Annotated in this window: 12 protein-coding genes; 5 read left to right on the top strand and 7 right to left on the bottom strand. The window is 54.1% G+C overall.

The window, feature by feature from the left end:
• Positions 1-25 precede the first annotated feature (25 nt).
• Positions 26-1,166 (bottom strand): IS630 family transposase gene (locus KDC22_RS02265; RefSeq protein ID WP_211720575.1). Its coding sequence is split into 2 segments (ribosomal slippage): positions 26-728 and positions 727-1,166, totalling 1,143 coding nucleotides; the frame shifts between segments, so codons are not numbered across the junction.
• An 863-nt stretch (positions 1,167-2,029) separates the two neighbouring features.
• Positions 2,030-2,662, bottom strand: a complete 633-nt coding sequence (locus KDC22_RS02260) for an NAD(P)-dependent oxidoreductase (protein ID WP_173134860.1) — start codon at positions 2,660-2,662, stop codon at positions 2,030-2,032.
• A 429-nt stretch (positions 2,663-3,091) separates the two neighbouring features.
• Between KDC22_RS02260 and KDC22_RS02255 the strand changes: the two genes are divergently transcribed.
• Positions 3,092-3,397 (top strand): hypothetical protein, encoded by a 306-nt coding sequence (locus tag KDC22_RS02255; RefSeq protein WP_173134863.1) that lies wholly within the window; start codon positions 3,092-3,094, stop codon positions 3,395-3,397.
• Between the two features lie 92 nt (positions 3,398-3,489).
• On the opposite strand, the gene KDC22_RS02250 is transcribed toward KDC22_RS02255, so the two are convergent.
• The 4 genes from KDC22_RS02250 to KDC22_RS02235 all read right to left on the bottom strand — a co-directional run bounded on the left by KDC22_RS02250 (position 3,490) and on the right by KDC22_RS02235 (position 6,864).
• Positions 3,490-3,711 carry a YezD family protein gene (locus tag KDC22_RS02250; protein ID WP_173134866.1) on the bottom strand — a complete coding sequence of 74 codons (222 nt, stop codon included), beginning with the start codon at positions 3,709-3,711 and terminating at the stop codon, positions 3,490-3,492.
• A gap of 101 nt (positions 3,712-3,812) precedes the next feature.
• Positions 3,813-4,676, bottom strand: a complete 864-nt coding sequence (gene cysW, locus KDC22_RS02245) for a sulfate ABC transporter permease subunit CysW (RefSeq protein ID WP_211721941.1) — start codon at positions 4,674-4,676, stop codon at positions 3,813-3,815.
• 106 nt (positions 4,677-4,782) lie between these two features.
• Entirely contained in the window at positions 4,783-5,628 is an 846-nt protein-coding gene (cysT, locus tag KDC22_RS02240) for a sulfate ABC transporter permease subunit CysT (protein WP_173134871.1), read from the bottom strand.
• Between the two features lie 114 nt (positions 5,629-5,742).
• Positions 5,743-6,864 carry a sulfate ABC transporter substrate-binding protein gene (locus tag KDC22_RS02235; protein ID WP_211721940.1) on the bottom strand — a complete coding sequence of 374 codons (1,122 nt, stop codon included), beginning with the start codon at positions 6,862-6,864 and terminating at the stop codon, positions 5,743-5,745.
• A 430-nt stretch (positions 6,865-7,294) separates the two neighbouring features.
• Here KDC22_RS02235 and KDC22_RS02230 point away from each other — a divergent pair, with 430 nt between their 5' ends.
• A complete protein-coding gene (locus KDC22_RS02230; protein WP_211721939.1) occupies positions 7,295-9,625 on the top strand; it encodes an alpha/beta hydrolase in 2,331 nt (776 codons plus the stop codon).
• Between the two features lie 91 nt (positions 9,626-9,716).
• On the opposite strand, the gene KDC22_RS02225 is transcribed toward KDC22_RS02230, so the two are convergent.
• Positions 9,717-10,769 (bottom strand): lactonase family protein, encoded by a 1,053-nt coding sequence (locus KDC22_RS02225; protein ID WP_211721938.1) that lies wholly within the window; start codon positions 10,767-10,769, stop codon positions 9,717-9,719.
• A gap of 268 nt (positions 10,770-11,037) precedes the next feature.
• Between KDC22_RS02225 and KDC22_RS02220 the strand changes: the two genes are divergently transcribed.
• The 3 genes from KDC22_RS02220 (at position 11,038) to KDC22_RS02210 (ending at position 13,194) form a co-directional block, all read left to right on the top strand.
• The gene (locus KDC22_RS02220; RefSeq protein ID WP_036732764.1) at positions 11,038-11,298 is read left to right on the top strand and encodes a GlsB/YeaQ/YmgE family stress response membrane protein; all 261 of its coding nucleotides are present in this window, start codon (positions 11,038-11,040) and stop codon (positions 11,296-11,298) included.
• 203 nt (positions 11,299-11,501) lie between these two features.
• Complete coding sequence (locus KDC22_RS02215) at positions 11,502-12,008, top strand: CcdC family protein (RefSeq protein WP_173134883.1); 507 nt, start codon at positions 11,502-11,504, stop codon at positions 12,006-12,008.
• A gap of 223 nt (positions 12,009-12,231) precedes the next feature.
• Positions 12,232-13,194: an L-lactate dehydrogenase gene (locus tag KDC22_RS02210; protein ID WP_173134886.1), complete on the top strand. Its 963-nt coding sequence runs from the start codon at positions 12,232-12,234 to the stop codon at positions 13,192-13,194.
• Positions 13,195-13,266: the final 72 nt, after the last annotated feature.

Below are 13,266 nucleotides of genomic sequence, written 5' to 3'. Positions count from 1 at the left end.
TTGCTTCGAGTATGCTAGTAGCTCATCAGTCTTTAAACTGTGGATATAACCTTTTGAGTTTGACTCGTGCATCTTCCGTAGTGAATTGCCAATCCACTCCTTTTTGAACAGCGTTTCGAGTCGATTCCCATTCGGTTAGTTCGCTGGAGAGCTCTTCCATAGAGGGAATCCGTCTGTCTAAACATTGGCTTGTCATGACGCTCAGCTCAATTTCAGCAATGTTTAGCCAGCTGCCATGTTTAGGCGTGTAGTGGATCTCGAGCCGTTTGGCTAGACGCAGCGCCGTCTCGGGTTCAAAAGCTTCATATAACGAGGCAATGGAATGTGTGTTTAAATTGTCCATCACCAAACGAAGGGTCGGTGCGCTCGGGTAATGAACGTCCAAAAGTTCCCGAACTTGCTCCGCCCATTCGATTTTGGTACGTCGTGGACGAACGCTGACATGCCGCCAGCCTGCAAGTGGTTCTGTGAAAATAAAGATACTACAGGTTCCATGGCGTACGTATTCGGAATCTTCTCGCAATGGCTTGGCTGGTTTCATCGGAATGGGGTTGCGCCTATCATCCAGCAGTTGGAAGGGTTTCTCATCCATGCAAATGACAGGACATTCTCTATTGTAGGGCAAATGGTAGACCTCTAGCACATCTTCCATGGCTGCCACAAACGCCGCATTCTGCTTTGGCGGGATACACCAACATTTACGAAGATGGGGTTTGAGTTCGTTTTTTTAAAATCCGATCGACCGTGTCGTACGAAATGCTGTCAATGTACCCCAGTTCTACGGTCTTATCTGCCAACAGCCGAAGGGTCCACCGACTTCTTCCCACCGGTGGTGTACTGCAACTGAGCGCGATGATTCTCGCCTCCAATTCGCCAGTCACTTTTGGAGGATTGGGCGGAGTCAGTCTCTTTTTTCGTTCAAGCGCCGCCTGCATTCCGTTCACTGCAAAGGACTTGCGCACCAGATATACGGTGTTCGTATGGATGTGTAGCTGCTTGGCAATTTCTACATCTGTAAGTTTTCCGTCCAGTCGATTCTCATCTGCCCACAACAGAATTTGGGCTCGCCGAAGAGATCGTGCGGCCACCTTTCCTTTTGAGCAAATCTCCACTAATTCATTCTGCTGATTTGCGGTTAAGCAAACGGTATATTCACGGTTTCTCATAGTCGACACCTCTTTTTATCTCGACTATATCACATTCACCATATTTTAACTATTTTAAATCTGATGCTCTACTAGTAGAGCAACAGACTTTATACGGTAAATTGAATAAATTGAATCAGTAAGATCGAACCACCTACTATTGTGTTCGGTTATTCGCATACATTCAGCCTAATGACCTTCATGTCAGCACATTGCGTTTGGTTTTTCTGTGAAAATACTTCTGGCACAACCTGCGATAAACGCACAGCCTACGCGGTGCACCCAGTCCAATTGTGGTCGGTTTTCGATTACATTTCGCCTACGCGGCGCTCCCAGTCCAATTGTGTTCGGGTTTCCGTTAAAATTTGTTAAATAGATAAACAGACGACGTTCTGTTTTTAGGCGCGCTGCTCATTTTCATGCTGGAGTTGTGCCTTGAAAGACATGTTTGTTTCCGCAGACATTAACCCGTTTACCTTCTCGCCAGCATAATGTGCACGGTTTGCCGCATACATCCGGCCCATTGACTTCACTCATATAGTCCTACACGCCTCATCGCGCCCAATCTGACGCTGTACATGCGGTAAGCTGAATTGTACTCTGTACAGTTAAATCGTCTGATATACCACCGATGAACCGTTTAGCTGTATTTCGTACATTTAAATACCGTCTGCACCTTCGTTCTCACCCATTCGGGCAGATTTAGTTGTACCGACTACAGTTATATGCTGCAAGCGGTCTTTTTCACTGTTTTTAATTGTACGTTGTACAACTATCACCCGAATCTACACTTCAAACCCAGCCCCATCCATTGCTGGATTATTAATGAATCCACTTCCGCAGTTCGGATGATGCTCTCCTCGGACCTGGCCCTGGCGCACCTGTCAGTATCCCACAGTGAAACGGGCTCTGCTGAAATTGCCTTCCTCCAGCTCGTCGATAACCGCCACGGCGAAATCCTGAATGCTGATGCCGCTCCGTCCGTCTTCGTCAACAATAAGGCGGTCAAGGCCGATACGGAACTGGCCGGTACGGCGCCCCGCGACAAAAGCGGCAGGCGGACTAAGATACGTATAATCCAGCGAGGAGCCTCTATAAATCTCATAGGCATTCGCATGAGCTGATGCGAGCGCACGGTAAGCCTCAGGGAAATCGGCGGTGTCCATCAGCCACTCACCCGATTCCGTCTTCAGGCTGCCTGCTCCGCCGACTACGATCAGACGCTCAAGTCCCGCCCCGCGCATCCCCTCCAGCAGCGAAGCAGCCACCGTCAGCAGATCATTCTCGTGCCCAGCCGCAGGGCCGAATGCACTGATCACCTCTTCATGCCCGCGCACAGCCGCCGTTACCGAAGCCGGGTCCAGAAGATCAGCCGCAACAACGCGCAGCCGTTCATGCTCCAGGGTGAAGGCTTCGGGCCTGCGTACTGCAGCAGTCACCTCATGTTTTCTTTTTAACGCTTCTTCTACGATGGCACTTCCAATCTTGCCCGATGCACCAAACACTACAATATCCATTCTTCCGCCGCCTCACTTTCCTATCCACTGTCTGTAGATTTCCAAGTACATTCTATATAATTACACAAAATTAACGCCGCAGGAACATCCCCTGCGAAGCGGGCATCACCGGTACGGAAGGCAGCTCCTGCCGGATATCCGGCTGTGCATGCTTGTCCATTCGTTATCCTCCCTCTTCCCGCGATCTTCATGCAGACCCCTCCGCCATACAGATACCAATATATATGACTCCAAGGTTCCCCCGCAAGGCGGCACAAGCATCTATATATCCGCCGAAAATGAAACGTCCCGCCTTCTCCGGCGTACAATAACTCAGAAACGTGCGCAATTGCACCAGTTGTCTACCGGCAGGTTATTCTTTATCCTCATCCTTGGGTAAACTGTGGATAGACACTTAACACTACTACTTGGAAAGTTGGTGGGATCATTATGTCTCCTACAGGAAAATTGTTTAAATGGGGAACTTTCGCTTATGAGGCTTTTCTGGCGCTGCCGATCATCGGGGGAAGCTTTGTGGTTGCTAATGCCTGGGTACCGCTTGGAGTAGCTTTTCTGCTACATGCTGTAGCCATCATCATTTTGCTGAAGGAACGCGGACCTATCATCGGGAATGCAGTCGGTGTGGTCACCTCAGTGGTTGCTTTGATTCCTTTTGTCGGCTGGATTATGCATGCCATTACCGCGATCATCCTGCTCGTAGAAGGACTAAGCGGATCACGGCGTACACGCTACTAAAGCTGAAGCTGCTGCACCGCCCGGAACAACAAGAACAACAAAAAAGACCTTCCGTTGGTTCTCCCAGCGAAGGTCTTTTTCATTGATTCGTATTATCCTCGTCCCCCAGCCTGGGTATCGGTCCGCCGGCTTCCGGTCTCTCCACTATTACGTGCATTTGCTGTGCTGTTCCCGAAACGTCTGCGCTCCGTGCGCTCCATCTGTACGATTTGGCCTTCGTGCACCACGATGTGCAATGAGCCGAATTCCATATCGTCGAGAAGTTCCGTTATCCGTGCAAGCCATACCTCATCCACCTTCAGCGGCTTAGCCATTCTCCAGCCTCCCTTTCCCGGTTAGGGAAGTAACTCCACCCAAATTCCGTAATTACCACCTTGTATACTATGAATTAACTTAGCACGGACCCCAAGTGCTGTCAATGAGCATTTTTGCGTACAAGCAGGCCCTTGACAATCATCGTTACCAGCGCCAGCAGGAGCAGCAGGGATGCCACGGCGAAGGATGCCGAGAATTGATATTCGTTGTACAAAATCTCGACATGAAGCGGCAGCGTATTCGTCTCCCCGCGGATATGCCCGGATACCACCGATACTGCGCCGAACTCGCCCATGGCCCGTGCATTACAGAGAATAATGCCGTACAGCAGGCCCCATTTGATATTAGGCAGCGTCACGCGCCAGAAGATCTGCCAGCCGCGCGCACCTAGCGTAATCGCCGCTTCCTCCTCCTGGGTGCCTTGCTCCTCCATCAGCGGAATCAGCTCGCGAGCCACAAACGGGAACGTGATAAACAGCGTCGCCAGCACAATACCCGGCAAAGCAAAAACAATCTTGATATCATGACTGCTTAGCCACGGACCGAACCAGCCATGCGAGCCGAACACCAGAATGAAGATCAGCCCGCCGATGACCGGGGATACGGCAAAAGGCAGGTCGATCAGCGTAATCAGAAAGCCCTTGCCGCGAAAACGGAACTTGGTTACAGCCCACGCCGCCGTTACCCCGAAGATCGTATTCAGCGGAACCGTAATCGCGGCGACCAGCAGGGTCAGCTTCAGCGCCGAGGCCGCATCCGGGTCGGTCAGTGCAGCCCAGTAGACATCCAGCCCCCGCTTCAGCGACTCCACCAGCACGATCAGCAGCGGCAGGGCGATCAGCCAGAGCAATACAAGTCCAGCCAGGGAGATGAGCACCCATTTCACGGCTCGTGACTCTGTTGCCGCGGGCGAAGACACGCCCGTTCGCGGCCCGGGGACATGCAGGGGAACCGTACCGGCCATTATTATTCCTCCTAAAAGTTTTATGAAGCATATGCTCCTTGATAAACATCGCAATAAAACTCGCTTCGGAAGCATTCACTTAAGTTTTATGAAGCATTCTCCCCCGTTACCGCGAGCTCTTACGCGCCCAGTGCTGGAGGCTGTTGATCACCAGCAGCATCAGGAAGGAGATTAGCAGCAGCAACAGCGCCACCGCCGTGGCTCCGGCGTAATCGAACTGCTCCAGCTTGGACATGATCAGCAGCGGGGCGATTTCTGTACGCATCGGCATGTTGCCGGAGATGAATACGACGGAGCCGTACTCGCCAATGCCCCGGGCGAACGCTAAGGCGAAGCCCGTAAGCAGCGGAGGGAACAGCTCCGGCATGACAATCCGCAGGAAGGTCCGCCAGCGGCTTGCCCCCAGCGTGGCGGCCGCCTCCTCCATGTCCCTGTCCAGATCCTCCAGCACCGGCTGCACTGTGCGGACGACAAAGGGAATGCCGATGAACATCAGCGCCAGCGTGATGCCGAGCGGCGTGAATGCTACCTTGAGACCAAGCGGCTCCAGCAGGGAGCCGATCCAGCCGTTCTGCGAATAGAGTGCGGTCAGCGATACGCCTGCAACGGCTGTCGGGAGCGCGAACGGCAGGTCGATCAGGGCGTCGAAGATTCTTTTGCCGGGAAATTCATAACGCACCAGCACCCAGGCCAGCAGCAGTCCCAGGCCAGCGTCGATCAGGGCAGCCGCAGCAGCCGTACTCAGGCTGACACGGTAGGAGGCCAGCACACGGGCATCCGTAGCCACATCCCAGAATTTGGCCCAGCTCAGCCCCGTCGAATTGAAGAGCAGCGCCGACAGCGGCAGCAGCACGACAAGGCTCAGATACAATACGCTGAACCCCATCGTAATCCCGAACCCCGGCAGAAGCCTGCGCCGTGATACAGCAGCAGCTTTAGTAGTGACATTCATTTGCCCATTCATCCTTTCCTGCCTTCGGCGTGTGGCCGATCAGCACCTTGACGGGACCCCGCCCTGCAAGATTCAGCTTACCTGTTCTGCCTGGCTCCATACCGCATCTTAATGTTAGCTGCCCGGTACGTAGATTTTGTCGAAGATTCCGCCGTCATTGAAATGCTTCTCCTGGGTTTCCTTCCAGGTTCCGAATTTATCGGCCAGTGTGAACAGCTTGATCTCCGGGAATTGATCCTTATACTGTTCCTTCACGCTCTCCAGCGTAGGGCGGTAGTAGTTCTCGGCAGCAATCTTCTGGCCTTCCTCGGTGTAGAGATACTTCAGATAGGCATCGGCTACCTCACGGGTTCCTCTTTTGTCGACAACCTTATCCACCACGGCTACCGGCGGCTCTGCCAGAATGCTCTCGGAAGGATTCACAATTTCGAATTTATCCGGGCCCAGCTCCTTGATCGACAGATAGGCCTCATTCTCCCATGCGATCAGCACATCGCCGATGCCGCGTTCCACGAAGGTCGTTGTAGAGCCGCGCGCCCCGGTGTCCAGAACAGGTACATTCTTGAACAGCTTTTGCACGAATTCCTGCGCTTTGGCTTCATCGTTATTATTCTGGTCAAGCGCATAACCCCAGGCGGCCAGGTAGTTCCAGCGCGCACCGCCGGAGGTCTTAGGGTTAGGGGTAATGACCTCCACGCCCTCCTTCAGCAGATCCGGCCAATCCTTGATCCCCTTCGGGTTGCCTTTGCGGACAAGGAAGACGATGGTGGACGTATACGGGGAGCTGTTATGTTCATATTTGCTCTGCCAGTCCGCGCTGATCAGCCCGGTCTCCTGAAGGGCATCAATGTCATACCCGAGCGCCAGCGTAACCACATCTGCTTCCAGTCCGTCGAGTACGGCACGGCTCTGCTTGCCCGATCCGCCATGCGATTGTTTGACCGTAACCTTCTGGCCGGTCTCCTGCTCCCAATAGGCGGCGAACGCCTTGTTGTAATTCTCGTACAGCTCGCGTGTTGGGTCGTAGGATACATTCAGCAGCTCGACCGGATCTTTGGATGGAGCCTTGGATGCCTCCGGCGCAGCCGAAGAATCCGCAGACGCCTCTGTTGCAGCCGGGGCCGTTGTCCCTGCACCAGCATTGTTACCTGAGCTGTTGTTCCCGCAAGCCGTAAGCCCTGCCGTCAATAATAGTGTGAACCCGGCGAGAAGCCCCTTCTTGATCCCTTTTGTCATCACAATCCACTCCCCCATAATGTTCATCTGGTTAAAAAAAGACGCAGGAAGCCCGCTTGCGGCAAGTCAAACCGGTCTGATCGACACGTATCTGCAAGCCTGAAGCGGGCGTTCCTCCGTCTGTACGGTAAGAACTTATTCGATTATTCCTACCTATTTAGTAGGTTATACAGATATAATACTGAACGCTTCGCGTGCTGTCAAACGTTTTTTTCAATTTGGAGTGAAGTCAGGTTTCGGCTGGACCCGCGGCAGGAAGTGGCGGCCATTCCTCTAGTACCCACTTGTTATTGATGTCCCAAAGTACTATTATTGCTACATCTTAATAGAGCGTTAATAGAGCGAATTCATACAAGTGGAAACGGCTTCGCCGTCCTCTTAAAGGACGGCATTCGTTTCTGCGAGAAATATTTGGCCGGAGGAAATCATCATGGGAATGGATTTGGAGTACGCTCCCGGGCCGCAGCCGCAGGGGCCGCGGCTCCACAGGCGTATATTTGAAGAAATAGGCAGACGCATCCTGGAGACGTACAGTTTGGATACAACGTTATGGAGGATTGCACTCAGCGGTCCTTGGACGCTATGTATTCTGGCTTTTACTATAGCAGTTATGGGTATCCCTACCGGACTCGGGAGCGCAGCGGATGTGATCCTGGCCGCCGGAGCCGGGACCCTGGTCATGGCGCTGGCCGGCAATCTGCTGGCCGTGCTGCTCTCCTTAACCGGACTGCGCATTCCGCATCTGTTCGCAGGCTCTTTGCTCAGCGCTCTTGGGGCTGTACTGCTCATTCTATATTTTGCCGACCTGGAGCTGGCTGCCGCAGCAGTCATCGCCTGCATCGCAGCCTTAACCAGCGGAATAGCGGGGCTGGCCGCCGGGCTGCTGCGGACCCGCAGAACGCTTACCGGCGGACTTCTGGCAGCGGCTCTGCTCCTGTCCCCCTTCGCACTGGCCTACGGATATGGGACGGGGAGCCGCCCTGCTCCTTCACCACCGGTCCGGACCCTGGCAGCAGACGCACAGGTTCTTCCTCTGGCCGCTGCCGATCCCGGCCGGCCGGGAGACTATCCGTTTCACAGCTTCACGTACGGGAGCGGCAAGGATCTGCAGCGTAAGGCGTATAGCCGGGATGTCGCCTTAGTCTCCGCTTCGGTGGATGCTACGGAGTACATCCGCTCCTGGCCGACGCTGCGAACCCTGTTCTGGGGGTTCGACCCCACTGCGCTCCCGCTGAATGCCCGGGTGTGGATGCCGGACGGTGAAGGGCCTTATCCGCTCGTGCTTATGGTGCACGGCAACCATATGATGGAGGATTACTCCGAGGGCGGCTATGCCTATCTTGGCGAATTATTAGCCAGCCGGGGCTTCATTGCCGTTACACTGGACGAGAACTTCCTGAATTATTCCGCCTGGTCGGGTATCCCGGACAATGACTTCAAGCTGCGGACCTGGGTGATTCTCCAGCATCTGCAGCAAATCGCCAGCTTCGCGGAGCAGCCCGGCACCCCCTTCTACCAGAAGGTGGATTATGACTCTACGGCGCTGCTGGGCCACAGCCGCGGCGGTCAGGCTGTAGCGATGGCTGCGGATGCTTCGCGCTGGTTCCCGGGTGATCCGGTGCTTGCCGCCACCCGGCAGTTCCATATCACTTCTCTTATTGCGCTGGCCCCTACCGATAAAATGATCGACAGCAAGCAGGCCACACTGACTGATGTGAACTACCTGACGCTCCAGGGCGCCCGTGACGGTGATGTGCATGACTTCTATGGAGACCGGCAATATATGCGCTCCTCCTACACCGGGAACACCGCTGCCTTCAAAAGCTCGCTCTATATTGCCGACGCCAATCACAGCCAGTTCAATACGGACTGGGGATTGTATGATCAGACGCTGCCGACCGGCCTCTTCCTGAAGCGTTCGGGAATCATGGACGGGGAGCAGCAGCGGCAGCTCGCCAAGGTCTATATCTCCGCCTTCCTGGAGACTACGCTGAACGGCAAGGCCGAATACCGGCAATTGTTCCGCGATTACCGCAGCGGGGCCCAGTGGCTGCCGGATACTGCCTACTATAACCGCTTCCAGAGCGGGGCCTATATCCCGGTTGCGGACTATGAGGAAGACCGCAAGAGAGGTACGGTCCAAGGCGGGACCGCCACAGTGGAAGGCCTGCTCTGGAGCGAAGAGGCCGCCAAAGACCGCGAATTGAACAATAAGCCCTCATACGGCATCCTGCTGGAACGCAGCAGCAGCCCGGATCAGACGCCGGAAGAACCAGAATCGGCTTACAAGATCAAGCTTAACGATACGATTACCCGCAGGCTTGCGGAATCCGCTGCTGCCGAGGGGCTGACCTTCTCCCTGGCGAATCATAATTCCGGCCCTTATGAGGAAGAGGATGCGGAGGAACAGCCGGAGGCTGCCCTCTCCCCGGAGGTGGAGGTCGAGCTGACCGACAGCAATGATACCGCCGCAAGAATTCCCCTGGACGAGGTGATGGATATTCTGCCGTTGCCGCAGACAGAATTTACGATCAGTCCATGGCTGGAAGAACGGATCAGCGACGGCAAATTCGGGAACGTCTCGGAAGCCGTATTCCAGACCTACAAGCTGCCCTTCGAGCTGTTTCTGGAGGAGGAGCCGGCGCTCGATCCTGACAAGCTGACTGACATCACCTTCTACCTGCAAGGGGAAGACGACAAAATCATGCTGGACGACATCGGCTTCTACGAGCGTGACATCCTGCTGGAAGGAATGCATTAACGGACAATCCAAAGTGCCCCCTGCCCCGCTTACTTCGGCGGAGAGGGGGCATTTCTATGTCTTTATCTTTTATGGACAAACTGCGCCCGGATTAGTCTAATGCTATAAGGCAGACTGGAGCCGTCACTTCCAGTTCATTGCCGGTAGGAATCAGCCGCCCGGTCTCGCTGTCGATCCGGAAGGAGGCAATATTCCCGCTGTTCTGGTTGGCAGCGAGCAGCATTCCGCCGATCAGGGCGAAGTTGCGCGGTGTGCGTCCTCCGGATATCACCCAATCCTCCGCTTCCAGCAGCCCGGTAGCATTATCAATATGGAATAAGGCAATGCTGTCATGTCCACGGTTGGATACGTAGAGGTAACGTCCGCAGGGCGATACATGGATATCCGCAGCAGTATCATCACTCCCGGCTGTATAATGCTCCGGCAGGCTGCTGATATTCTGCAGGAGCTTCAGGTTACCCTGCGGCTCGTCATTGGCGAATACCGTAACCGTATTATTCAGTTCGTTAACCAGATAGATCCATTGCCGCGAAGGATGTACCGCCAGATGGCGCGGCCCGGAGCCGGGCGGAAGCTCTACCTCCCGGTGAGTGGCCAGCTTCCCTTCCTCCACACGGTAGAACACAATCTGATCCAGACCCAGGTCACAGACCAGCACATGCCCACCCGTCTTATCCGGAATAACGGAATGCGGATGCGGTGCCTCCTGACGGTCACTGCGCGTTCCCGAACCCTCATGCTTAACCTGGGAAGACATCTCCTGCAAGGCCCCGTCCGGATTCAGCGGGAACACGTTGACGTTGCCTCCCGTATAGTTAGACACGAATATGTAGTCTCCCTGCGGAGCGACCGAGACATAACAGGGAGCGCCGCCTCCGGTAGCTCTGCCGCCCAGCGGCTGCAAGGCTTTGCTGCCCGGATTAATGGCAAAGGCATGAACCTCACCCTCATCCTGCTCGCTTACTGCATATAATACAGTCTGTGCAGGATTAACGGCCAGATAGGATGGATTCAAGATACCCTTGGTACCGCCCATCACCCTCATTTCTCCGGTCTCCTTATCCAGCGCACCTAACAGGATGGCCTCTTCCTTCTCACTATTGTAAGTTCCGATATAGAATAATACTTCATTAGGCTGGTGCATGGCAGCGGCTCCTTCATACATAGTATATTGTATAAGCTTTATATAACCTGAACAGCGCTATCCTCACTCAGGCATGATCACTAAATTTACTATAACATCTTTATGTACCCATCACCCTACCGGGATTAAACAGCATAAATCTGGGCACACTGGAATACTAAATAATGTGTGCCCGGCAAAATTTAACACGTGATTTAAACGCTGTGCATGAGGTTAATAGTAACCATCGAAGACAACAAGTACAAAAGAAAAAAGGAGCTGAAGTATAATGAGTTTGCTATGGATGTTGATTGTTGGTGGCGTAATTGGTTGGCTGGCCGGGTTGATTATGGGCCGCGATATTCCGGGTGGAATTATCGGCAACATTATCGCAGGTATCCTCGGTTCATGGCTCGGCGGCATGCTGCTGGGAAGCTGGGGCCCTAAGATCAGCGATTACTATGTCTTCCCGTCATTGATTGGTGCCGTGGTTCTGATCTTTATCGTAAGCCTGATTCTGCGTTCGGTTGGCGGACGTAGCCGTTCTTAAGCCGGATGGCAGCATTCAATTCTGAAGCTGCTGGATCATACTTATTGTGCAAACCCGCCAGGGTTAGATCCTGGCGGGTTTGCTGTGTGCGGTGCAGGGTGCACCCTGTACAAACCGGGGCCTAAGCTTCATTCTGAAATGGATTCAATATCTGCTATAATGAAGGAAAAGAGTGACCCAAATCACAGAGAGGAAAGTGAATTATGGGTAATATCAACCCCTCACTTCTGCATGTGGGCTCCACGCTGGGAGCCGTGCTCATGGCGCTGATGGTTATTTTCATCCGCATGAAGGCCAGCGCCCGCCCGGTGACCATCCGCAAAATATGGATTCCGCCGCTTGGCATGTCCACCGGCTTCGCCATGTTCGTCGTACCTGAAGTCCGCTTCCCCTGGTGGTGGGCTGTTGCAGCTTTCCTGATCGGCTGGTTTATATTTGCCTATCCGCTGATCCGCAGTACACGGTTTGAAGAACGTGACGGGCAGATTTACGCCCAGCGCTCCAAGAGCTTCGCCTTCATTCTGCTTGGACTGCTGCTGGTCCGCACGCTTCTTCATGAATTCATCAACCGGTATGTTTCCGTTCCGCAATCCGGCGGATTATTCTTCATTCTGGCCTTCGGCATGATTCTCCACTGGAGAGTGTTCATGTATAAGCATTATACCCAGATGTTACCCGCTGAGCGGCCGATCCCGCAGCCCCGGGTGTAGACCTGTGGACCGGAACAAACCGAATATAGTTGTGCAACAGGGGGTGTCCCCGGCAGCCGTAATGAGCGCCGGGGACACCCTTTTACCCCAGCCTTCACTAACGCCCACTATCTGCATATTCTAATTCTATAGGTACAGATGGCATTATCGGTTCCATGTCAGGTAACTTGCGATCAGATCGGTTAGAATATAACCATACTTGTAGAGAGTGGGGACAAGGCAATTGAAAAGTAAATCGAGAAAAGTGGCAATCGTCGGCTCCGGGATGGTCGGCTCAAGCGTTGCTTATTCCATGGTGAATCAGGCCATTTGCGATGAGATTATGATGATCGACCGCACTTATGACCGCGCCATGGCACAGGCGCTTGATCTGTCGCATTGTATGGACTTCACCGGAACACGCACCAAGGTATACGCCGGCACCGCAACCGATTGCGCAGGGATGGATGTTGTCATTCTGACAGCAGGCGCCAATCCGAAGCCGGGGCAGACCCGGCTGGATGTCCTGGAGGCAGCCGCCGTCATTACCCGGGAGATCATCACCGAGATTATGGCCGGAGGCTTCGACGGGATCTTTGTCGTGGCCGCGAACCCCGTAGATATTGTTACCTACATGGTCTGGCAAATCTCCGGCCTGCCGCGGCACCGGGTTATCGGCACAGGCACCTCCATCGACTCTTCCCGGCTGAAAACCCTGCTGTCCGAGGTGTTCACCATTGATCCGCGCAGCGTGAACGGCTATGCACTCGGCGAACATGGAGAATCCCAGTTCGTGGCCTGGTCCCATGTCACGATCGGCGGCAAGCCGATCCTGCAGATTATGGAGCAGCACCGCGAGCGGTTCAGCAGCCTCGACCTTATGGATATCGCCCGCAAGACGAAGGATGCGGGCTGGGAGATTTTCACCCGCAAGGGCTCCACTCACTTCGGTATCGGCAGTGCGCTGGCCTATATCACACGCTCTATTCTGAATGACGAACACAAAATCATCGCCGTATCCGCCATTCTGGATGGTGAATACGGACAAAACGCCGTATGCGCCGGAGTTCCAGCCATTATCAGCAGCAGCGGCATTCAGGAGCTGCTGGAGCTGAACCTCAGCGGCGACGAGATGGCGAAGTTCGCAGCCTCCTGCAGTATCATCCGCAAGGGGATTGATTCTCTTCAGCTGGAGGAGAAGCTGTAGCCTAACAGCCCTATTTTTGGAGTAGAATCAACGTGAGCACTTGGGTGGACGCTGCGCGAACGGACCGTTGTT

The sequence above is a fragment of the Paenibacillus tritici genome (genome assembly GCF_018207515.1).
In the GTDB taxonomy this organism is placed as follows: domain Bacteria; phylum Bacillota; class Bacilli; order Paenibacillales; family Paenibacillaceae; genus Paenibacillus_AQ; species Paenibacillus_AQ tritici.
Note: the sequence above shows the minus strand (reverse complement) of the source record. Positions and strands in the feature narration are given on the sequence as shown.

Excerpts from the sequence above, each read along its gene's own strand:
- KDC22_RS02215 (WP_173134883.1), top strand. The coding sequence starts at position 11,502 with ATGGGTAATATCAACCCCTCACTTCTGCATGTGGGCTCCACGCTGGGA.
- KDC22_RS02250 (WP_173134866.1), bottom strand. The coding sequence starts at position 3,711 with ATGGCTAAGCCGCTGAAGGTGGATGAGGTATGGCTTGCACGGATAACG.
- KDC22_RS02260 (WP_173134860.1), bottom strand. The coding sequence starts at position 2,662 with ATGGATATTGTAGTGTTTGGTGCATCGGGCAAGATTGGAAGTGCCATC.
- KDC22_RS02220 (WP_036732764.1), top strand. The coding sequence starts at position 11,038 with ATGAGTTTGCTATGGATGTTGATTGTTGGTGGCGTAATTGGTTGGCTG.
- KDC22_RS02230 (WP_211721939.1), top strand. The coding sequence starts at position 7,295 with ATGGGAATGGATTTGGAGTACGCTCCCGGGCCGCAGCCGCAGGGGCCG.
- KDC22_RS02225 (WP_211721938.1), bottom strand. The coding sequence starts at position 10,769 with ATGCACCAGCCTAATGAAGTATTATTCTATATCGGAACTTACAATAGT.
- KDC22_RS02235 (WP_211721940.1), bottom strand. The coding sequence starts at position 6,864 with ATGACAAAAGGGATCAAGAAGGGGCTTCTCGCCGGGTTCACACTATTA.
- KDC22_RS02255 (WP_173134863.1), top strand. The coding sequence starts at position 3,092 with ATGTCTCCTACAGGAAAATTGTTTAAATGGGGAACTTTCGCTTATGAG.
- cysW (WP_211721941.1), bottom strand. The coding sequence starts at position 4,676 with ATGGCCGGTACGGTTCCCCTGCATGTCCCCGGGCCGCGAACGGGCGTG.
- cysT (WP_173134871.1), bottom strand. The coding sequence starts at position 5,628 with ATGAATGTCACTACTAAAGCTGCTGCTGTATCACGGCGCAGGCTTCTG.